A 21,243-nucleotide genomic window follows, 5' to 3' on the forward strand; every position below is an offset into this window, starting at 1 on the left:
TGTAGACGACAGCGCAGAGAAGAGGATTCATAACGGCGCAAAGAATCTCCTTTCAGAGGATTTACCCAATCGCCTGAGACGTCGCCCCCGTTTTTTTTCAATTAAATCAATGCCTGGTACGCTAATAATGTTTTACGTGTTAATAACCATATTATCTCACAGGCAATAGTCACTTTTATTTACTACTGCAAGGATTAGAATTAACCCTTAAATTACAATGCCTTAAAATAAATAATAAATGAACTGTTCAGACAAATGCTGACAACCGCACTTTCCTGCTTTGCACTTCCTCGTTGACTCAACCTATTACTGGACCTGAAAACCATACCGCCGGCGTTAAAGCATGAAATAACCGAAGCGGCAAGCGAAACGTCAACCTGATAATAGTGAATCAGTTGGTCCATTATTTCGCTTATGTTTTATGCACTTAATTCTGTGCTTATTTCGGTGCGTTCCAGCTAAATATTTAGCCCCAGGATGCCGATATATCTGTCCATAATCCCCCCTGTTCAGGACTGTGTTATGTCGTTAAAAAAATCATCACTGTTGGTGTTGTCTTTTCTGTTAATTCTTTTTCTTATCAGTATTTCCGTCAGCATCTGGTTACTGGCCCGCAGCAACGCGTCACTTAATGCCGTGAATAAAGAAATTCGTGTGGTGCTGTCGGTGATTGACCCGATCAACCACAGTCGTACCTTACGCGTCCGTCTGATGGAGTACATGAAAGAGACGGAGAATGGTGGCCCGCAGGGCGCCGCTTCACTGGACAGCGTAAAAAGCGTTGCCGCTAAAGCCGATGCCGCTTTCCAGGCTTATCTGAACGCGCCACGTATTCCGGGAGAAGAAGCGGAAGCAGAACGCTATCGTCAGGCTTACCTGGCCTACCGCGATCAGGGCATTCAGCCTTTAATCGCAGCGGCCGAGGCCGGGGACCAGCAGCGCTTTAAAAACCAGATCGCAAACGTCGTGCGCCTGGATCGCCAGTATGAAATTGTCCTGGACAAGGTGCTGGCACAACATGAAGCCTTTGCGAAGAAGCTCAATACGGATGCCCAGAGCAACTTTTCCTCTGGGATCCTGTTGTTAGTCGTATTTGGTGTGCTGTTTCTTGCCATTATCGTGGCCATACTGGTCTTTGTCAGACGCTATATTTTATCGCCGCTTGATCACGCCAAAGCCCACTGCAGCCAGATTGCCGCAGGAATTCTGGACAAACCGGTGCCGGTCAATACCGGTTCAAAGAGCGAGATTCAGCAGTTAATGACCTCTATGGAAAGCATGCGTACCGCGCTGACCGGCATTATTACCCGCGTCCGCCAGGCAACCCAGGCGGTCTCTTTCGCCTCGCAGGAAATTGCCAGCGGCAACGTTGACCTGGCCTCGCGCACGGAACAGCAGGCCGCAGCCCTGACCGAAACGGCCGCCAGTATGGAGCAGCTGGGCGCGACCGTGAAACAGAATACGGACAATGTCTTTGAAGCCTGCCGTCTGGCCAGCGAAGCCGTGAAGAATGCGGAGAGCGGCGAACACGTGTCCCAGCAGGTCATCGTTTCCATGTCAAAAATTAACGAGAGTTCGAAAAAAATCGAAGACATCACCAACGTCATTAACGGCATAGCGTTCCAGACCAATATTCTGGCGTTGAACGCGGCCGTTGAAGCCGCGCGAGCCGGTGAGCAAGGTCGCGGATTTGCCGTGGTAGCGGGCGAAGTACGCAATCTCGCCCAGCGCAGTGCGGTGGCGGCAAAAGAAATTGAAGGACTGATTGCGGAATCGGTGGCGACAATCCGGGTCGGCTCCGATCAGGTCAGCCAGACCGGTGAAGCGATGAATGCGATTATTGCCTCGGTCGGCCGGGTCAACGTTCTGATGGATCACATTTCGACGGCCTCCAATGAGCAGCATCATGGTATCAGCCAGATTGAAAAGGCGGTGACCGAAATGGACAGCGTGACCCAGCAAAACGCCGCACTGGTGCAGGAATCGGCCGCCGCGGCCGCGTCGCTGGAGGAGCAGGCGCAGTACCTGACACATTCCGTGTCGGCGTTCCGTCTGGCTGACGCCTAATCGCCTGCCCGCCCCGGAAAAAAAGCGGGGCGGGCAGGGAAGTCTGTCAGGTGATATCTCCACCTGACAGGCTGTTATCGCATCTGACTTGACCTGATTTCTCTCTGCACCGCGTCTGAACGCTGACCGCCCATCCGATCCAGCCATAACTGGACTCTGCCCTGTTAAAAATTCACCACTATTCCTATCGGCAAGAATCAGAGAATTGATTATTCTGCTGCTTCCTGCTCGCGAACGGGCACCTGTTTCAAAGCGATTATTGCCTGTAGTGAGAATGGCCATCATCCTTACATGAGGTTTACTCTAAATGACACCAGCCTTGACTTCAGGGATGGCACCGACGTCTGCCTCGTCGACTGCCCATACCAGCTTAGCCGGGCGCATTGACGCGCTGCCCTCTTCTGGCGGTTTGTGGCGATTCATCTCGCTACTGGCGTTAGGCGGCTTTTTTGAACTCTACGATCTGTTTGAAACCGGCTATATCAGCACAGGGTTACTGGCCGCCGGCATTTTCCATGCGGGCAGCGCCGGTATTCTGGGCATTACCGATCAGGCCGCATTTGCGTCGGCGACCTTTCTGGGCTTATTTGTGGGGGCCAGTTTGCTTACGCCTTTTGCCGATCGGTTTGGCCGTCGGCTGACCTTTATCTGTGCGTTAGCCTGGTACGGATTTTTCTCGTTACTGATGGCGTTTCAGCACAGCGCAGAGATGGTGATTCTGTGTCGCTTTTTGGTCGGTATTGGGTTGGGCGTAGAACTGGTAACCATCGACACCTACCTGAGCGAATGGGTGCCCACGCATCTGCGTAACCGGGCGTTTGCCTTCTCCTTTTTTATTCAGTTTTTATCGGTGCCAACAGTGGCGCTCATGTCATGGTGGCTGATGCCGCAACATATTCTGGGCCTGGAGGGCTGGCGTTGGGTGGTCATCGCGGGCGCTGTCTGCTCGCTGATTATCTGGCTGGTGCGTAAAAACCTGCCGGAATCCGCCCGCTGGCTGGCTCAGCAGGGACGGCATGAAGACGCCCATGCCGTGATGTCGGCCATGGAAAAACGCTGCGGCATCGTGCCCGGCCAACACCTGACGCACTCACAGCCTGCGGCAGCCTCTGACACGAAAAGCCGCTTCCGCGACATCTGGGCTCCGCGCTACCGTAACCGCACCCTGATGCTGGTGATAATGAACTTCTTCCAGGCGATTGGCTTCTACGGCTTTGGTAACTGGTTGCCTGCGCTGCTGTCCGGGCAGGGTACGTCCATTACCCATAGCCTGCTGTATGCCTTTTTTATCACGCTGGCCTATCCCATCGGCTCGTTGATTTGTGGCAGCTTTACCAGCCAGCTTGAGAATAAATGGCAAATCGTCCTTTCTTCGCTGATGACAGTGGTGTTTGGTACGCTGTTTGCCCTGCAGACGAACCCGGTGTTGCTGGTGATATGCGGATTTTTGATCACCTTCTCTAATGCCTGGCTGACCTGCAGTTATCATGCTTACCAGACCGAGATTTTCCCGACCGCTATCCGCGCCCGAGCAGTAGGTTTTTGCTACTCCTTTAGTCGGTTATCGACCGCCTTTAGCAGTCTTCTGATCGGCGTGATTTTGCAGCACACCGGTACGCATGGCGTCATCGCCTTTATTGTATTAAGCATGCTGATGGTGATGCTGTCGGTGGGCGTTTTTGGTCCTAAGACGCGCGGTGTGACGCTGGAAAATATTTGATCGTGCAGCCTTCCCCGGTGGGGGAAGGCTGCAACGTACGTGTTACTTGCCTTCTAACACCTTGATATCTGAGCTGCCCTGACGATCTTTCACATCCTTGCGCAGGTCAGCCACCTGCTTCGCGGTGACCGTTCCCGGTACGTTATTGCCCCAGCTGTGACGGATGAAGTTCACCACGTCCGCGACCTGTTGATCGTTCAGACGCCAGCCAAAGGCAGGCATGGTAATCGTTGACGGCGCGCCCTTCATCCCACGCAGCTCGCCTCCGACCAGCACAATGTGAATCAGCGAGGTCGGATCGTCCGCCATCACCACCGGGTTGCCGCGCAGCGCGGGATAAAAGCGTGTATAACCGCTGCCGTCCGTTTTATGGCAGGCCGCACAGCTGTCGACATAGGCCGCAGCGCCTGTCTGGCTGTCATCGCCTTTCCATAAGGCCTTCGCGGTCGCGTCATCCACGCTAAAAGCCACCTGATGCGGATCTTTCGCACCCAGCGACTTCAGGTAACGGGCAATCGCCGTGATGTCGTCATCCGTCAGGTGCTGCAGGCTGTGATCAACCACATCCACCATGCCGCCAAAGGCTGAGGTGTGATCGTTACGGCCATAGCGCAGGAACTGGCGCAGGTCATCCTCACTCCAGCGGCCCAGGCCGTCACGGTTGTCCCCGCGCAGGTTGCTGGCGGTCCAGCCATCAATCGGCGCACTGCTGCCCGCCAGATAATCGTTACTGTCGGCGTTGGTTAACGCTTTCTCCTGCATGGTCACGCTACGCGGCGTATGGCAGGCACCGCAGTGACCCAGCCCTTCTACCAGATAACGGCCTCGCGCCAGCGTCGGATCCTCCTGCGCGGCAGGCTGGAACGCTTTTACATCCGGTGCGAACAGGTTGCGCCAGATCGCCAGCGGCCAGCGCATCGACAGAGGCCAGGGGATATCGCTCGCTTTGTTGGCCTGACTGACAGGGGCGACGCCATGCATGAAGTAGGCATACAGCGCCTTCATGTCCTCATCGCTGACCACCGCATAAGAGGGATAAGGCATGGCGGGATAGAGCGTATCGCCATTTTTCGCAATACCGTGCCGCACGGCTTTCTGAAAGTCATCGTAGCTGTAATCACCAATCCCGGTCGATTTATCCGGCGTGATGTTCGTTGAGTAGATCGTGCCAATCGGCGTGGCCATCGGCAAGCCACCTGCGAAGGGCTTGCCGCCTTCACTGCTGTGGCAGGCGACACAGTCGCCCGCGCGGGCCAGATACTCGCCGCGTTTTATCAGATCGCTAGTGCTCTCATCGGCCAGGGCAACAAAGGAAATACCGCCCAGAATCAGGGCTAAAATGCCGTTTTTCATCGCCATCATCCTTATGCCTGCACCAGAGGGCCTGGGTTTTTCAGATACTGCTCGCGAATCGCTTTCGCTGACCAGTAAGTCAATGCCGCCACCATGCCGGTGGGGTTATAGCCGAGTCCCTGAGGAAACGCCGATGCGCCAGGCACAAAGACGTTAGGCACATCCCAGCTTTGCAGATAGCGGTTAACCGCGCTGGTTTTAGGATCCTCACCCATAATCGCCCCGCCGCTGATGTGGGTGGTCTGGTAGACGGTGGTGTCGAAATGTGTGCCGGGTTTTTTAGCCCCGCCAATGATCATTTTCGGGTTCATGGCTTCGGCGATTTTATGCATTTTCCCCACCATAAACTGCGCCATCTTGATGTCATTTTCCTGCCAGTCAAACGTCATACGCAGCAGTGGCTGACCGTAGGCGTCTTTATAATTCGGGTCCAGATCCAGATAGTTCACGCGGTAAGACTGGTGCGCACCATGGGCATCCATAGAAAGGTGATGCGTGTACGTATCGGCAACGGCGGCCTTCCACTGGCTACCCCAGTTAGGTGTTCCCGGCGGGGTGGGCAGACCCGAGATGGGTTTAGTGCCCGCCTGATTGACCCAGAATGGCGATCCACCGACAAAACCGTGCGGCCCGTGGTCAAAGTTATCGGCGTTGAAATCATCCACGCCGACACCGGCACCGCCTGCGCCAATAAACGGGTTGGTGGTGGTGTTTTTATCGAACAGCGCTTTCAGCGTCGACAGGTTCTGGTAGGCAAAGTTGCGTCCGACCGTGCCTTCGTTAGTGATCGGGTTGTAAGGCTGGCCAATGCCGGACAGCAGCATTAGGTGGACATTGTGGAACTGGAAGGCTGACAGGATGACCAGATCTGCCGGTTGCACATGTTCACGCCCCTGCGCGTCTACATAGGTGACGCCGGTAGCGCGTTTCTTATCGTCCGTGAGGTTGACGCGCAGCACATAAGCATTATTGCGCAGCTCAAACTTTGGCTCCTGACGCAGCGCAGGCAGGATATTCACATTGGGTGAGGCCTTGGAATACATATAGCAGGCGTAACCGCTGCAGTAGCCGCAGAAGTTGCACGGTCCCATCTGCGCGCCATAGGTGTTGGTATAAGGACCTGAGGTATTCGCCGAGGGCAGATCGTAAGGATGATAGCCTACTGACTCGGCGGCCTGGGCAAACAGCTGTGCTGACCAGGTGCGCTTTTGCGCGGGCAACGGAAAGTTGTCAGAGCGATCGGGCGCAAACGGGTTACCGCCTTTGTCTTTGCCGACAACCTTACCCTGAATACTCCAGGCACTACCGGAGGTGCCAAACACTTTTTCTGCTTTATCAAAAAATGGCTCCAGCTCCTGATAGTCCACGCCGAAATCCTGAATGGTCATCCCTTCAGGAATAAACTTTTTACCGTAGCGCGCCTCATAGTGGCTGCGAAGTTTTAGCTCAACCGGATCGACCCGAAAATGTACACCTGACCAGTGCAGCCCTGCGCCACCGGTGCCGGTGCCCGGCAGGAAAGCTGCTAACTGGCGATACGGCACGGCAGTCTGTGACGCATCATGACGGATAGTGACGGTGCTTTTGGACAGATCCTGGAACAGCTTTTTTCGGATGTTATAGGTCAGTTCATCAATCGACTGTGGATAGGATCCATCGGGATAGGTATCACGATGCGGACCGCGTTCCAGTGCCAGCACATTCAGACCGGCCTCGGTCAGCTCTTTGGCCATAATGGCACCTGCCCAGCCAAAGCCGACAATCACGGCATCCACTTTCTTTAATTCATTTGCCATGCTCAGCTTCTCTCTCCACGAATCGACACTGACGGGAACGGATACCGTTCACCGCGCTCTACCCAGTCCATAAAATCGGCGCGGGCGCCAGGGAAGTTGATGAGCTTCCAGCCCACCATGCCCTGATTGCCACCGTGGATCGGATCGCTAAAGAAGCCTTCACGGGTGTTTTGCAGGAGATAAGAGAAAAACACGCTGGCGGGGAGCTGGCTGAAATGGGCCTTGCCGCTCTCCATCGCCTGAAGCGCCGCATCCTGCTGTTCAGCGTTCAGTTGGGCAAAGACCTTACCGTACTGCTGCCGGCTATACTGGTCGGCGTCGGCCAGGCCGAGACGGTAAATCTGCTGCGGTACCAGCGGCAGCTGATAGCCCATTTCTTTGGGGAGATCCGGGTTAAAGGGGCCCTGCATATACCAGTTGGCCCCGGTGGCATAAGGCGTATTCATCTGGCGATCGATAAACTCCGGCACGCCCGCTTCCAGCGCGCCCGGACCGCGTTCATCGGCGGGGATCAGCCGCGCCACGGCAGCGTTGATAAACGCAAATTCCTCGGCAGTAAACCAACTGGGTTGATAGTCTCGGGCGACCTGGCTTTCGGCAGGCGTTGCGGCCTGTGCCTGAGCGGGTGCAGAAAAGGCACCCAATGCGCTGCTGCCTACCGCCACTGCGGGCGCCAGGGTGATGGTCTTCAGCAAAAAATCCCTGCGTGAATGACCCTTTTTCTGGTCTGACATGACATTGCCTCATCACCGCATCAACTGCGGTACGAAAAGAGAAGTGAATGCGCGTTGTAGTGGTTTTTATTTGCGGATTTCGGGTACAACAAGCTGTTACCGGTAACAGTGGCGCTAAGTGTAACACCATTACCGACAAATACTTAGTTTAAGGAAACAAAAAAGCACAATTTCATTAACATATAAGTTGTCAATGTCATGTTCAGAAACAACAGGCTACAGACAGATGGCCGTTAAGACGTTATAAAAGCGATTACACAACAGCGGAGTACCTATGTTTAAGTCTTTCTTTCCACGACCTGGGCCGTTTTTCAGTTCGGCCGCCATCTGGAGTTTACTGGCGATTTTTGCCTGGTTTGGCTTTGCCAGCGATTTACCGGCCCATTTCTGGCCTGCGTTTCAGGCCGCCATCAGGCAGCCCCTGCCCACGACGGTGATGCGCTTTATTGCGCCGGGTGAGTTATGGTTCTATGGCTATTACTGGCTGATGGTTGCCCTGTTCGCTCTTGCGTGGCGCATCATTGATAACCATCCCTGGCAGCGCTGGTCGGTCTGGGGCTCCGCGCTGATTATTTTTGTGACCTGGTTTGGCGTCCAGGTTGGCGTGGCCGTCAATGCCTGGTATGGCCCGTTCTACGATTTAATTCAAAAAGCGCTGACGAAAGCCGGTTCGGTACAGATTGCCGAATTTTATGCTCAGGTCATCGCCTTCCTGGGTATCGCGTTGATTGCGGTGGTCATTGGCGTGATGAATGCTTATTTCATCAGCCACTGGGTATTCCGCTGGCGCACTGCGATGAATAATTACTATATGCATCACTGGCAGCGCCTGCGCCACGTTGAAGGCGCGGCACAGCGTGTGCAGGAAGATACCATGCGCTTTGCTACCACGCTGGAAGGCTGGGGCGTGAGTTTCATTCAGGCCATTATGACCCTGGTGGCGTTTTTACCCGTTCTGGTGGCGCTTTCACATCATGTAAAAAGTATCCCGATTCTGGGCAGCATCCCCTATGCGCTGGTGATCGCGGCGGTGTTGTGGTCACTCTTTGGTACGGCGCTGCTGGCGCTGGTGGGCATTAAGCTTCCCGGCCTAGAGTTCCGTAACCAGCGCGTTGAAGCGGCTTATCGTAAAGAGCTGGTTTACGGCGAAGATCACGCCGATCGCGCCACGCCGCCGACCGTAAAAGTGCTGTTCCACAATGTGCGGATTAACTATTTCCGTCTCTATTTTCACTATCTTTACTTCAATATCAGCCGCATCCTTTATCTGCAGGTGGATAACGTGTTCGGGCTGTTCCTGTTGTTCCCGTCTATTGTGGCCGGTGCCATTACGCTGGGCCTGCTGAACCAGATCACCAACGTGTTTGACCAGGTTCGGGGATCGTTCCAGTACCTCATTACCTCGTGGTCCACCCTGGTCGAGTTAATGTCGATCTATAAACGTCTGCGCAGTTTTGAACAGATTCTGGACGATGTGCCGCACGATGAAATGATGCACGACGCTTCTGAAGAGGTGTCATAACCTTTCTGGTCGCCTGGGGTAGTTGCCGCAGGCGACCAGCGGTCGATTCCGCATTGTCTCCCCCACTTTCCTTTTCCTTCTCCTGCCATTCATTGCGCATGATGCCGCGGTGTTGTCCGTTCAGGACGACATCCGCGCCCGGGTTATCGCCGGTACGCGCAGCATTGAGGGATGATGGCGCGCATACAAGGGGCTTTTCTGGCAAAGGCTGAACGGTTAAGCGAACGATCTGTTGGTCAAAGAGACAGGCCCGATGGGGCAGAATGATGCCGGAAAGCGGAGTAGAGGCAGTAAAGTGACAGGTTCTGTTGCGCTAAAAACGGAGCCAGGACGCCATCAGGCGTCCTGTCAGCACAGACGTTCAAGGCTTATTTATACAACTCAGCCGTCATGTGCACACCGTTGTTGGTGTTCGCTTCGGTGATCTTATAGGAAGCACCAGCATCCTGCGCCTGAGCAGCAATTTTCGCTTCTGCGCTGTCCAGTGTTGAGCCGGTCGCCGTCACAGTTTGTGCAAAAGCCGCAACAGGCAGAATAGTCAGGGCGATTAATGCAGCAAAAGTTTTGATAGTTTTCATGGTCAATTCCTCGGTCTTTTTCGTTTAGATAAGGCTACATGCCTTGTGTGAAAGCATAATAGGACGAATATCGCACAAGAAAAAGCAGAGGGTTTTGCTCATATCATTCAATAAAACTGAAAATGAAAAGCACGTTTAGCGCTGTTTAAACACGAAAGGTTAAATGACTACACCTTGCATAGCAGGCAGTATTAATGACTACCTGTGCGCCTGACGACTTTCGCCCAGCGCTATGCTGTTATGTCACAAGACGGCAAAGACAGGCGTTACGCCGTGATGCTCTGAGACGAGTCAGGCCGTGATGGGATGTTGGCTGAGGGTACGCAATTGGGCAGCAGAAGAGACGATTAGGACGGGAAAGCCTCTTAGCGATCATGCCGTACCAGACGGCATGATCACGGTTCGCACCCTGCGCGCGCGAAGAGCGTGATCACGCCGAATGGCACAACACCATCCGGTGGCAGGCCGGTCAAAACTTAGCGGAACACGCTGATCGCTTCCACCAGACGGTTAGCCTGATGGGTCATACGGCCCGACGCTTCTGCGCTTTCCTGAACGCGGGCGGCGTTTTGATGGGTAATATCGTCCAGATCTTCTACCGCCGTGCTGACTTCACTGAGCGCGGTCGCCTGTTCCGCCGTGGCCGCGCTGATTTGGGCAACGAGCGAAGTGACGTTCTGCACCTGCTGCACAATATCCTGCATGGTATGTCCCGCAGCACCGGCGTGCTCGTTGCCTGAACTGACCCGGCTGGCGCTGGTTTCCACCAGCGCTTTAATCTCGCTGGCGGCTTTTGCGCTGCGCTGTGCAAGGCTGCGTACTTCGCCAGCCACAACGGCGAAGCCTTTACCCTGCTCACCCGCGCGTGCCGCCTCAACGGCGGCGTTCAGCGCCAGAATATTGGTCTGGAACGCGATGCTGTCGATTACGCTGGTGATGCTGGCAATGCGTTCTGAGCTGTCGGCGATATCCGCCATCATACTCATCATCTCTTTCATCACCTCGCCACCTTTGCTTGCCGCATCGCTGGTATTGACGGAGAGCGAATTCACCTCCTGGGCCGTTTGCGTATTACTCTTCACGGTGGCGGTCATTTCGTTCATGGTCGCGGCCGTTTGCTGCACGTTCGCTGCGGCCTGTTCGGTCCGGCGGCTCAGTTCATTGTTACTGCGGGCGATGGCGTCACTGGCGCTCAGCACGTTAATCGCCTGGCCACTCACATCGTCCACCAGCCAGCGGAACATCAGCCCTAGCTGTCCAATGGCGCGCAACGTCAGCCCCACCTCGTCAATGCGGTCCATCTGCTCCACCTGGTGACTGGCCCCGGTGGCCACGCGCAGTGCCTGTTTGCACATGCGCTCAACAGGACGGGAAATTTGCTGCTCCAGCCACAGGCTGGCAAGCAGCAACAGAACGGCCATGCCGCCCGCAAATCCGCTCAACGCCAGCGGTGCCATTCCCAGCGCCCAGACGCCTGCGACGGACAGCGGCAGTAAAGCCAGCAGCGCCGTACGGATGCGCCAGCGCAGTGGCAGCGTTTTTAAGATCGAGCCGAGGCGGCGCCAGCCGCTGCGGACAATTAATCCTTTGTGAAAACGGCGGCCTTGCGCGCGACCTTCACGAAAATCACGGTAGAGCGCTTCACTGGCTTTCACGTCCTGTGCGGATGGCTTCGTCCGCACCGACATATAACCCTGCACCTGACCGTTGCGCACCACCGGAATCGCGTTCGCCCGCACCCAGTAGTGATCCCCGTTTTTGCGGCGGTTTTTCACCAGCGCTGTCCAGGGTTCGCCCTGTTTTAACGTCGCCCACATATCGGCAAAAGCTTCGGGTGGCATATCCGGGTGACGCACCATATTGTGCGGCTGCCCTTTGACCTCATCAGATGAAAAGCCACTGGCTTCAACGAATGCATCATTGGCATAGGTGATATAGCTGTTGAGATCGGTCGTTGTCATCAGTGTGGCATGATCGTCATACACATATTCACGCTGAGAAACAGGTTGGTTGTTGCGCATAGGAGTCCTTGATAGTACCAGTCAGACTTGCACCAGAAGCATGGATGAAAGCACGTGAAAGGTAAGCTTTACCTTTTTTTATGTTTTCGGCAGTGGCGCATTTACACTTTAGTGCTACGCGTTAATTTATTGCATTAAAAAAGCCGCTCAGTAGCGGCTTCGTTTACTCACGGGAATTTTTAACCCATTACATTTTAACGATTTACTTTAACGCAACTGATTAGCGCGCAGCACCATCCCACCCGCGCCCGGCGCGTGACATCCGCAGTGAGACTAACGTCTTACCGTACCGCTTGACGGGTTAATAGCGCATTCCTTATGGATTCAGCTTAAATCGACATCCCGTAAGCCAAACCACCACGTCAGTACAAAGCCACTGACCCAGGCCACGATCAAACCGCCCAGGTACACGGCCATGCCAGCAAAAATGCCCTGATGCGAGGTCATTAACGGAAGCGTGACCAGACCCGAAGGACCAAATACCGTATTCATGCCGACCGGCAGCCCCAGCCAGGCCACCAGACCGATAAAAAATCCGCCCACTGCCCCGCCGCCGCAGGCCGTAATAAAGGGTCTGAGCCGCGGTAGCGTGACGCCATAAATCAGCGGTTCACCCACGCCCAGCAAGCCGGGCACGATGGCGCCTTTTATCTGGGTGCGCAACAACGCGCCTTTTTCCGCTTTACACCAGAGCGCCAGTGCGGCCCCCACCTGACCGGCACCGGCCATAGCCAGAACAGGGAACAGTGAATTAAATCCCTGGGTTTCCATCAGCGCAAAATAGACCGGAATAAACCCCTGATGAATGCCAAACATCACGGCGATCAAAAACAGCCCAGCCAGCAGGGCGCAGCCGAAGGGGTTGTTATTGAGGTGGATAAACAACCACGACATTCCCTTAAACAGCTCGCCGCCGAGCGGCATGATGAGCAGATAAGTCAGCGCGCCCGTGATTAATAAGGTTAACAGGGCGGTAAGAATCATATCCAGGTTATCCGGGATGACCTTGCGCAACTGCCTTTCCAGCCAGCCACCAAACATCGCGGCCAGCAGCACACCGATAATGTTGCCACGCGGATCGATAGCCAGACCAAAAAAGCTGTCCATGCCGCTGTAATAGCCGACCTTCGCATCGGGCACATAGCCCAGAAGAAACAGCGAGGCGATAATGGCCCCGTTTACGCCGGTGCCGCCAAAGGCTTTTTGCGCGTTATAGCCAATCAGGATGCTGAGAAAGGTGAATAACCCTTTACTGAACACTTTCATATAGGCCACGGTGTGCAGTAAGCCTGCAGGATGTGCGCCCGGCGTGCTGAGGTGCAGGCTTTGCTCAATCAGCGTGGCGAATCCCAGCAGTAAACCTGCGGCGATAAAGCCGGGGATGAGCGGTGTGAAAAGGGTGGCGAAACGTGCCAGAAACTGATGCACTGCGCGGGTCTGTCTGGCCTTTATCTGCTGTTTTTGTTGCGCAGCCACCTGTTGCAGATTCGATGCCCCCTGTGAAAGCAGCAAATGCATCCGTTCCGCCGCCGTTTGCGCCTTGCCGGGACCGAGCACGATCTGCAGTTGATCGTCACCCTTGATGACACCCAGCACGCCAGGCAAACCTTTCAGCCGGGCGATGTCAGCCTGATTCTGCTTCAGCGTCAGGCGTAAACGGGTCATACAATGGCCGCAAACGGCAATATTGTCTGCGCCGCCTGCTGCCTGCACGATAGCGTGCAGAAGTGCATCGGTCACGTCCGCCATCAGCGTGCTCCCGCAGCCTGTAGCGCCCGACGAATAAAGCCCTGATGTTGGGTCAGCAACGTTTTTGCCTCATCAGCACTCAGTTCCGCCAGCACCATGAGAATGGCGGTTTTGCAGTGCCCGCCGCAGGCCGCCAGGGCGGCACTGGCGCAGGCTTCATCACAATCAGTAGCCTGCATCACAATATTGACCTGGCGCTGTACCAGCTTCTGGTTCGTGGCTTCAACGTCCACCATCAGATTGCCGAAGACTTTGCCTGTACGAATCATCGCGCCGGTCGTCAGCATATTCAGGACCAGCTTCTGTGCGGTCCCCGCCTTCATGCGTGATGACCCCGTCACCACTTCAGGCCCGACCACGGGCGTCAGGGCAATATCGGCGACGTCGGCCATTTCGCTGTGCGGATTACAGGTCAGCGCAACCGTCGTCGCCCCACATTGCCGGGCGTAATCGAGCGCGCCCAGAACATAAGGCGTGCGTCCACTGGCGGCGATGCCCACCAGCACGTCCTGCTGGCTGAAGTGGATGTCTTTCAGATCCTGCGCGCCTTGCGCCACATTATCTTCAGCGTTTTCCACCGCCTGCAAAATGGCCTGATGGCCCCCGGCAATCAGGCCAGTTACCTGCTCACGCGGTGTGCCAAAAGTTGGTGGGCATTCACTTGCATCCAGGATCCCCAGGCGGCCGGAGGTGCCCGCGCCCACGTATATCAGTCGCCCACCGGCCTGAAAGGCGGCGCAGATAATATCCACAGCGCGGGCGATAGCCGGCACAATAGCCTCAACGGCCAGCGCAACTTTTTTATCTTCATCATTAATGACGCGAAGCATCGCTTCCGTGCTCATTTCGTCAATATTCAGGCTGGCCGGATTGCGCCCTTCCGTGACCATCTGACTGAGATCGATTTTCACGCTTGTTCTCCACAGGAATAATTTATTCTGGATATTTTTAACACAGCGAATGAAAAATTCATCCTTTCCAGCTGCTTTTTTGTGGCGCCGTGAGCGGTGCAGCCAGACAGAATAAAAAAAAGGCCCAACCATCGTTGAGCCTTTGATTTGCTAATCCGCATTAAGGCGCGGTTTGCGTCCGTAACTGCAATTCATACGCTTTCGCCTGCTCTGCATCGAACTGGTTTTCCCAGCGGGCAATCACCAGCACCGCCAGGGCGTTACCCACGACATTCAGCGCGGTACGGGCCATATCCATGATGCGGTCAACGCCAGCAATAAACGCCAGTCCTTCCAGCGGAATACCGACGCTGCCAAGCGTCGCCAGCAGGACGACAAACGAAACGCCTGGCACGCCTGCAATCCCTTTAGAGGTCACCATCAGCGTCAGCACCAGGATGATTTCATCAGTCAGTGACAGGTCGATACCGTACAGCTGCGCGATGAAAATCGCGGCGATACTTTGGTATAACGTTGAACCATCCAGGTTAAACGAGTAGCCGGTGGGCACGACGAAGCTGGTGATGGCTTTTGGCGCACCGTAAGCTTCCATCTTCTCCATGATGCGTGGCAGCACGGTTTCAGAACTGGAGGTCGAGTAGGACAGGATCAGCTCGTCTTTTAAAATGCGCATCAGCGTAGTAATGCGCAGTTTGCAGAAGCGTGCTACCGCCCCCAGCACCACAAACGCAAAGAACAGGATAGCGACATAGACCAGCAACACCAGCTTCGCGAGTGGCCACAGCGAGGCAAAACCAAAGTTAGCAATCGTCACGGCGATCAAAGCAAACACGCCTACTGGCGCGTAGCGCATGATCATATGCGTCACTTTAAACATGGTTTCAGACACGCCGCGGAACAGGTTGACCAGCGGATCGCGCTGTTCGGAGGGCAGGGCCGACAGCCCCAGACCAAACAGGACTGAGAAGAAAATAATCGGCAGCATTTCACCCTTCGCCATCGCGGCAAAGATGTTCTGCGGGATCAAAGAAAGGATCGTCGCAACCAGACTGTGCGTCCCTTCCTGTACCTGCGCCGTCGTGGCTTCATATTTAGAGATGTCCACCGTTGCCAGCGTAGACATATCAATGCCAGTGCCGGGCTTAAACACATTTGCCAGGGTAATCCCGACCACAATGGCAACGGTGGTAATCACTTCAAAGTACACAATGGTTTTGAGACCAATACGACCCAGCTTTTTCGCATCACCAACACCGGCTATACCGACAATCAGGGATGAAATCACGATAGGCACGACAATCATCTTTATCAGGTGAATAAAGATATCGCCCGCCGGGCTGAGAATATTATTGACTAACCATTCACGATCATCTGGCTGATTATGCAATACGGCACCCACGATGATGCCGAGCACCAGTGCTATCAGAATCTGCCACGCAAGGCTGATTTTAAAACCTTTCATAACGCGTAATTTCCTCAGTCAAAACCCGTTTCTCTCTACTGCGAAGGTGCAGAAGACAATACACACAGGGAAGTGAGCAAAAAGCCCGGTAAAGTAGAGGGTGTTTTAGACAGCGTCCCGCATTGCGATGCGATGATTTCTAAACCCATTTCAGACGCGGTCTGAGTTGATACCTGATTATCAGGGGCGAGATAAGTACCATTTTCGCTGCAGTAAATGCAACCCTTGGTGGCTTCGATTAAAACTTAACCATCTCTTAAGCATAAAATGCTGATGCGGCTATTTATTCCTAACCTGCTGTTATGAAAAGTAAACTTTCGATAAGTTTTCGCATAGCTATTCAGATTGTGGGCAAACGCTACGCGGTTCGTTCGCTGCTTTTTTAAACAGCGCAAGACACAAAATGTTGCAATCTAAATCCCTATCCTTTGCATGGCGTTAGCGCGTTTTTCATTCTTTTGCGACGTTTTTATGTCAACAAGGTTAACGCGTGATCTATGGCGCAAAAAAGAAACAAATCTTGTTGCTCTGCTTCACTTAACTATTGATTGACATATGATTAACATCTTCAAGGAGAATCGCCATGAGCCAAAATCATAACTATCCTGTTCCAGAAAATATCGCAGCAACCGCGCTGATTACGGCCGAACAGTATCAGGCGATGTACCAGCAGTCTGTTACCGATCCAGAAACCTTCTGGGGGGAACAAGGTAAAATCCTCGACTGGATAAAACCTTACAGCAAAGTCAAAAACACCTCATTTGCGCCAGGCAATATTTCAATTCGTTGGTATGAAGACGGCACGCTCAATCTGGCCGCCAACTGCCTGGATCGCCATCTGGCTACCCGGGGCGATCATCCCGCCATTATCTGGGAAGGCGACGATGCCAGTGAAAGCAAAATCCTGACCTTCCGTCAGCTGCATGCTGATGTGTGCCGCTTTGCCAATGTGCTGGAACTGCTTGGCGTTAAAAAAGGCGACGTCGTGGCGATTTATATGCCCATGGTGCCCGAGGCCGCCGTCGCGATGCTGGCCTGTGCTCGCATCGGGGCGGTGCACTCCGTCATTTTCGGCGGCTTCTCACCGGAAGCCGTCGCGGGCCGGGTGATCGACTCCAGCGCATCATTGATTGTGACAGCCGACGAAGGCGTACGTGCGGGCCGCACGATTCCACTGAAGAAAAATGTGGATGATGCATTAAAAAATCCCAATGTGAACAGCGTGAAAAACGTGGTGGTCTTTCAACGTACCGGCAAAGATGTCGGCTGGGTTGAAGGACGCGATCGGCACTGGCATGAGCTGATGCAGAACGCCAGCACCAACCACTCTGCCGCCGAAATGCAGGCCGAAGATCCACTGTTTATTCTCTACACCTCCGGTTCAACCGGTAAGCCTAAAGGCGTACTGCATACCACGGGTGGCTATCTGGTTTACGCCGCCACGACCTTTAAATTTGTCTTTGATTATCATCAGGATGACGTTTACTGGTGTACGGCGGACGTGGGCTGGGTCACCGGCCACAGCTATCTGCTCTATGGTCCCCTGGCCTGTGGGGCCACGACGCTGATGTTTGAAGGCGTGCCAAACTGGCCGACGCCAGCGCGCATGGGCCAGGTGATTGATAAGCATAAGGTGACCCTGTTGTATACCGCGCCTACCGCTATCCGCGCGCTGATGGCGGAAGGGGATAAAGCGATTGAGGGCACCGACCGTAGCAGCCTGCGTATCATGGGTTCAGTGGGCGAGCCCATTAACCCGGAAGCCTGGGAGTGGTATCACAAAAAAATCGGCAACAGCCGGTGTCCGATTGTCGATACCTGGTGGCAGACAGAGACCGGCGGTTTCATGATTACGCCGTTGCCGGGTGCCACCGTGCTGAAACCCGGCTCGGCGACCACACCGTTCTTCGGCGTCCAGCCTGCCCTGGTGGATAACGAAGGCAATCCTCAGGACGGCGCCTGTGAAGGTAATCTGGTGATCACGGATTCCTGGCCAGGTCAGGCGCGTACGCTGTTTGGCGATCATGAACGTTTCGAGCAGACCTACTTTTCGACCTTTAAAAATGCCTATTTCAGCGGCGATGGCGCGCGACGTGATGAGGACGGCTACTACTGGATTACTGGCCGTGTGGATGACGTACTGAACGTGTCTGGGCACCGCCTGGGCACCGCCGAGATCGAATCCGCGCTGGTGTCGCATCCGAAAATTGCCGAAGCGGCCGTGGTAGGTATTCCGCACAGCATTAAGGGCCAGGCTATTTATGCCTATATCACCCTGAATCACGGGGAAGAGCCCTCACCGGAGCTTTATACCGAGGTCCGTAACTGGGTGCGTAAAGAGATTGGCCCGATTGCCACGCCTGATGTACTGCACTGGACGGATTCGCTGCCAAAAACCCGTTCCGGCAAAATCATGCGCCGTATTCTGCGCAAGATTGCCGCAGGCGATACCAGTAATTTAGGCGATACCTCCACGCTGGCCGATCCTGGCGTCGTTGAGAAACTGCTTGAAGAGAAACAATCCATCACCCTGCCGTAATACCACGCCGGCGGAAAGCATCAGGCTTTCCGCCACCGCTTCCCTACGTAGTGTGTTTCTGTAGTCACAAAAAATATAACGCATTCACGCCGTTGCGTGAGGTCCACGCCTGCAAGCTTCTGGAGATAATGTGATGAACGATGCCCTGCCCGAACAGGAAAGAATCTACCAACAAATTGAAAAAAATCCGCGCTTTCAGGAGTTGGTCCATAAGCGCCAGTCCTTTGCCCTGCTGCTGTCGCTAATCATGCTGGTGCTCTATGTCGGCTTTATTCTGCTGATTGCGTTTGCTCCCGGCTGGTTAGGTACGCCGCTGCATGCCGGTACCAACGTGACGCGCGGTATTCCGATTGGCGTGGGCCTGATCGTTATCTCCTTTTTACTGACCGGCGTGTATGTCTGGCGCGCCAATGGCGAGTTTGATCGCCTGACAAAGGCTATCCTCCGCGAGGTAAAACCATGATGCGTCTTATGCTGTGGATGCTGGCCGCCCTCCTGCCCTTTTCCGCCCTGGCCACCGATGCGATTACCGGGGCGGTACAGAAGCAGGCCGTTAATTATCAGGCCATTGTGATGTTTGTCATTTTTGTCGGTGCGACGCTGAGTATTACTTACTGGGCGTCAAAGCGAACCCGCTCGCGTAGCGATTATTATACGGCGGGCGGCAATATTACCGGCTTCCAGAATGGGCTGGCGATGGCCGGTGACTTTATGTCTGCCGCCTCCTTTCTGGGGATTTCTGCGCTGGTTTATACCTCGGGTTATGACGGCTTAATCTATTCGCTCGGTTTTCTGGTCGGCTGGCCGATGATCCTGTTCCTGATTGCTGAACGTCTGCGTAACCTGGGCCGGTATACCTTTGCCGATGTTGCCTCTTACCGCCTCAAACAAAAGCCCATTCGCACCCTGTCCGCCTGCGGCTCACTGGTGGTGGTTGCGCTTTACCTGATTGCGCAGATGGTCGGTGCCGGTAAGCTGATTCAGTTACTGTTTGGTCTGAACTATCATATCGCCGTCATTCTGGTGGGCATTTTGATGGTGCTGTACGTGCTGTTTGGCGGGATGCTGGCGACGACCTGGGTCCAGATCATCAAAGCCGTTCTGCTGCTGTTCGGTGCCTCATTTATGGCGATTATGGTGATGAAAAGTACCGGCTTCAGCTTTAATACGTTGTTCACTGAGGCGATGGCAGTGCATCCGAAAGGGGCGGCCATTATGCAGCCTGGCGGGCTGGTTAAAGACCCGATATCTGCCCTGTCGCTGGGGCTGGGGCTGATGTTTGGAACGGCGGGCTTACCGCATATCCTGATGCGTTTCTTTACCGTCGCCGATGCGAAAGAGGCGCGTAAAAGCGTTTTCTGGGCCACCGGCTTTATGGGTTACTTCTATTTCCTGACCTTTATCATCGGATTCGGTGCCATTTTACTGGTCGGAGCTAACCCGGCCTTTAAAGATGCTTCGGGTGCGCTGATCGGCGGCACCAACATGGCGGCAGTGCATCTGGCTAACGCCGTGGGCGGCAGTACCTTCCTGGGCTTTATTTCCGCCGTCGCTTTCGCCACGATTCTGGCGGTGGTGGCGGGCCTGACCCTGGCTGGCGCGTCGGCGGTGTCGCATGATTTGTACGCCAGCGTTTACCGTAAAGGCCAGGCCAGCGAGCGCGACGAACTGCGGGTATCGAAAATTACGGTGCTGGTGCTTGGCGCAGTAGCCATCGCGCTGGGCATTCTGTTTGAGAAGCAGAACATCGCGTTTATGGTGGGACTGGCCTTCTCGATCGCGGCCAGCTGTAACTTCCCGATTATCCTGCTGTCCATGTACTGGTCAAAACTCACCACACGAGGTGCTATGGTGGGCGGCTGGCTGGGGCTGATCACGGCAGTGGTGCTGATGATCCTGGGCCCCACGGTCTGGGTACAGGTGCTGGGACATGCTTCCCCCATTTACCCTTATGAATATCCGGCGCTGTTCTCCATTGCCATCGCCTTTATTGGCACCTGGCTGTTTTCCATTACCGACCATTCACCGCAGGGCGCAGAAGAACGCTCCCGTTTCCGGGCACAGTTTATTCGTTCCCAGACGGGTTCAGGTATTGAGCAGGGTAAAGCACACTAATCTGTAGTGCCTGCAATAAAAAAAGGGCAGCCACCGCCAGGTCGCTGCCCTTTTTCTCAGACCGCTGTCAGAAACGCAGTGACGCGCCGACGTACGGACCGTCGACCAGTACGTTATCTTTACGGCCACCTTTGTTATTCAGCTCGATATACTGATAACCGACGCGCAGGTTAAGCAGAGAAACAGGCGTGAAGCTCACACCACCGCTTGCCTCCTGGTAGCTGTCCAGGTGGTCAGTCAGGCCTTCTGGTGCGTAATAGTACTGACCGAATAAGCCCCACATGCTATTGATGTTGTACTGCGCGCTGCCGCCCAGCGCCACCGCAAATCCGTCTTTCCCGTCTTCAGGATGGGTAAAAATCGCCTTTGCGGTTGGCGCCAGGCGCAAATCGCCAACATCAACGTTGTAACCCAGTCCTGCACCGTAGGTGCTTCCGTCATGATCGCTACGTAACCAGTTGCCATTCAGGAACAGGCCCGGTGACGTGGTGCCCAGTCCGAGATTGAGATTCGTACTGTGCTCGCCCACATCCACGCTGCCTTCGATAGCCTGCGCAGCGCCGCTCAGCAACATAACGCTCAGCGCGCTTCCTGTGACAAGTTGTTTAAACATGATTCTACTCCATGAGGGGTCCAATAATTCCGCCTCAAGGGTAGCAGTCTGAAACGAGGTGAC

The 21,243-nt window shown here is 54.7% G+C and carries 15 protein-coding genes; 6 read left to right on the top strand and 9 right to left on the bottom strand.

Going from position 1 to position 21,243, the window contains the following annotated elements; genetic code table 11:
- Positions 1 to 522: 522 nt before the first annotated feature.
- Both GC087_RS20995 and GC087_RS21000 read left to right on the top strand, forming a co-directional pair.
- On the top strand, positions 523 to 2,067 hold the full coding sequence (locus GC087_RS20995; protein WP_033739011.1) for a methyl-accepting chemotaxis protein: 1,545 nt from the start codon (positions 523 to 525) through the stop codon (positions 2,065 to 2,067).
- Between the two features lie 307 nt (positions 2,068 to 2,374).
- Complete coding sequence (locus GC087_RS21000) at positions 2,375 to 3,787, top strand: MFS transporter (protein ID WP_033739010.1); 1,413 nt, start codon at positions 2,375 to 2,377, stop codon at positions 3,785 to 3,787.
- A 42-nt stretch (positions 3,788 to 3,829) separates the two neighbouring features.
- Here the strand turns inward: GC087_RS21000 and GC087_RS21005 are convergent, their stop codons facing one another.
- From GC087_RS21005 to GC087_RS21015, 3 genes are read right to left on the bottom strand one after another with little or no spacing between them, the layout of a single operon-like run.
- Positions 3,830 to 5,140, bottom strand: a complete 1,311-nt coding sequence (locus GC087_RS21005) for a c-type cytochrome (RefSeq protein ID WP_324029235.1) — start codon at positions 5,138 to 5,140, stop codon at positions 3,830 to 3,832.
- 11 nt (positions 5,141 to 5,151) lie between these two features.
- The gene (locus GC087_RS21010) at positions 5,152 to 6,936 is read right to left on the bottom strand and encodes a GMC family oxidoreductase (RefSeq protein WP_006121596.1); all 1,785 of its coding nucleotides are present in this window, start codon (positions 6,934 to 6,936) and stop codon (positions 5,152 to 5,154) included.
- Positions 6,937 to 6,938: 2 nt separating this feature from the next.
- On the bottom strand, positions 6,939 to 7,670 hold the full coding sequence (locus GC087_RS21015; protein WP_039339047.1) for a gluconate 2-dehydrogenase subunit 3 family protein: 732 nt from the start codon (positions 7,668 to 7,670) through the stop codon (positions 6,939 to 6,941).
- A gap of 274 nt (positions 7,671 to 7,944) precedes the next feature.
- Here GC087_RS21015 and sbmA point away from each other — a divergent pair, with 274 nt between their 5' ends.
- A complete protein-coding gene (sbmA, locus tag GC087_RS21020; RefSeq protein ID WP_324029237.1) occupies positions 7,945 to 9,192 on the top strand; it encodes a peptide antibiotic transporter SbmA in 1,248 nt (415 codons plus the stop codon).
- Positions 9,193 to 9,560: 368 nt separating this feature from the next.
- Here the strand turns inward: sbmA and GC087_RS21025 are convergent, their stop codons facing one another.
- The 5 genes from GC087_RS21025 to gltP all read right to left on the bottom strand — a co-directional run bounded on the left by GC087_RS21025 (position 9,561) and on the right by gltP (position 15,913).
- Positions 9,561 to 9,770, bottom strand: a complete 210-nt coding sequence (locus tag GC087_RS21025) for a YdgH/BhsA/McbA family protein (RefSeq protein WP_033739003.1) — start codon at positions 9,768 to 9,770, stop codon at positions 9,561 to 9,563.
- A gap of 476 nt (positions 9,771 to 10,246) precedes the next feature.
- Positions 10,247 to 11,791: a methyl-accepting chemotaxis protein gene (locus tag GC087_RS21030; RefSeq protein ID WP_133745486.1), complete on the bottom strand. Its 1,545-nt coding sequence runs from the start codon at positions 11,789 to 11,791 to the stop codon at positions 10,247 to 10,249.
- A gap of 324 nt (positions 11,792 to 12,115) precedes the next feature.
- Entirely contained in the window at positions 12,116 to 13,540 is a 1,425-nt protein-coding gene (gene murP / locus GC087_RS21035; protein ID WP_058702339.1) for a PTS N-acetylmuramic acid transporter subunit IIBC, read from the bottom strand.
- On the bottom strand, positions 13,540 to 14,451 hold the full coding sequence (gene murQ, locus GC087_RS21040; RefSeq protein ID WP_058702401.1) for an N-acetylmuramic acid 6-phosphate etherase: 912 nt from the start codon (positions 14,449 to 14,451) through the stop codon (positions 13,540 to 13,542). Before murQ ends, murP begins: the two co-directional genes overlap by 1 nt.
- Before the next feature lie 160 nt (positions 14,452 to 14,611).
- A complete protein-coding gene (gene gltP / locus GC087_RS21045; protein ID WP_006121589.1) occupies positions 14,612 to 15,913 on the bottom strand; it encodes a glutamate/aspartate:proton symporter GltP in 1,302 nt (433 codons plus the stop codon).
- 583 nt (positions 15,914 to 16,496) lie between these two features.
- Here gltP and acs point away from each other — a divergent pair.
- The 3 genes from acs (at position 16,497) to GC087_RS21060 (ending at position 20,567) form a co-directional block, all read left to right on the top strand.
- A complete protein-coding gene (acs, locus tag GC087_RS21050) occupies positions 16,497 to 18,452 on the top strand; it encodes an acetate--CoA ligase (protein ID WP_006121587.1) in 1,956 nt (651 codons plus the stop codon).
- Positions 18,453 to 18,585: 133 nt separating this feature from the next.
- On the top strand, positions 18,586 to 18,915 hold the full coding sequence (locus GC087_RS21055) for a DUF485 domain-containing protein (RefSeq protein WP_006121586.1): 330 nt from the start codon (positions 18,586 to 18,588) through the stop codon (positions 18,913 to 18,915).
- Positions 18,912 to 20,567 (top strand): cation acetate symporter, encoded by a 1,656-nt coding sequence (locus tag GC087_RS21060; RefSeq protein WP_394550096.1) that lies wholly within the window; start codon positions 18,912 to 18,914, stop codon positions 20,565 to 20,567. Before GC087_RS21055 ends, GC087_RS21060 begins: the two co-directional genes overlap by 4 nt.
- A 67-nt stretch (positions 20,568 to 20,634) precedes the next feature.
- Here GC087_RS21060 and GC087_RS21065 read toward each other — a convergent pair whose 3' ends face one another.
- On the bottom strand, positions 20,635 to 21,180 hold the full coding sequence (locus tag GC087_RS21065) for a YfaZ family outer membrane protein (RefSeq protein ID WP_006121584.1): 546 nt from the start codon (positions 21,178 to 21,180) through the stop codon (positions 20,635 to 20,637).
- Between the last annotated feature and the right edge of the window lie 63 nt (positions 21,181 to 21,243).

The sequence above is a fragment of the Pantoea sp. JZ2 genome (genome assembly GCF_035191405.1).
GTDB classification, from domain to species: domain Bacteria; phylum Pseudomonadota; class Gammaproteobacteria; order Enterobacterales; family Enterobacteriaceae; genus Pantoea; species Pantoea stewartii.

Excerpts from the sequence above, each read along its gene's own strand:
- GC087_RS20995 (WP_033739011.1), top strand. The coding sequence starts at position 523 with ATGTCGTTAAAAAAATCATCACTGTTGGTGTTGTCTTTTCTGTTAATT.
- GC087_RS21000 (WP_033739010.1), top strand. The coding sequence starts at position 2,375 with ATGACACCAGCCTTGACTTCAGGGATGGCACCGACGTCTGCCTCGTCG.
- GC087_RS21005 (WP_324029235.1), bottom strand. The coding sequence starts at position 5,140 with ATGAAAAACGGCATTTTAGCCCTGATTCTGGGCGGTATTTCCTTTGTT.
- GC087_RS21010 (WP_006121596.1), bottom strand. The coding sequence starts at position 6,936 with ATGGCAAATGAATTAAAGAAAGTGGATGCCGTGATTGTCGGCTTTGGC.
- GC087_RS21015 (WP_039339047.1), bottom strand. The coding sequence starts at position 7,670 with ATGTCAGACCAGAAAAAGGGTCATTCACGCAGGGATTTTTTGCTGAAG.
- sbmA (WP_324029237.1), top strand. The coding sequence starts at position 7,945 with ATGTTTAAGTCTTTCTTTCCACGACCTGGGCCGTTTTTCAGTTCGGCC.
- GC087_RS21025 (WP_033739003.1), bottom strand. The coding sequence starts at position 9,770 with ATGAAAACTATCAAAACTTTTGCTGCATTAATCGCCCTGACTATTCTG.
- GC087_RS21030 (WP_133745486.1), bottom strand. The coding sequence starts at position 11,791 with ATGCGCAACAACCAACCTGTTTCTCAGCGTGAATATGTGTATGACGAT.
- murP (WP_058702339.1), bottom strand. The coding sequence starts at position 13,540 with ATGGCGGACGTGACCGATGCACTTCTGCACGCTATCGTGCAGGCAGCA.
- gltP (WP_006121589.1), bottom strand. The coding sequence starts at position 15,913 with ATGAAAGGTTTTAAAATCAGCCTTGCGTGGCAGATTCTGATAGCACTG.
- acs (WP_006121587.1), top strand. The coding sequence starts at position 16,497 with ATGAGCCAAAATCATAACTATCCTGTTCCAGAAAATATCGCAGCAACC.
- GC087_RS21055 (WP_006121586.1), top strand. The coding sequence starts at position 18,586 with ATGAACGATGCCCTGCCCGAACAGGAAAGAATCTACCAACAAATTGAA.
- GC087_RS21060 (WP_394550096.1), top strand. The coding sequence starts at position 18,912 with ATGATGCGTCTTATGCTGTGGATGCTGGCCGCCCTCCTGCCCTTTTCC.
- GC087_RS21065 (WP_006121584.1), bottom strand. The coding sequence starts at position 21,180 with ATGTTTAAACAACTTGTCACAGGAAGCGCGCTGAGCGTTATGTTGCTG.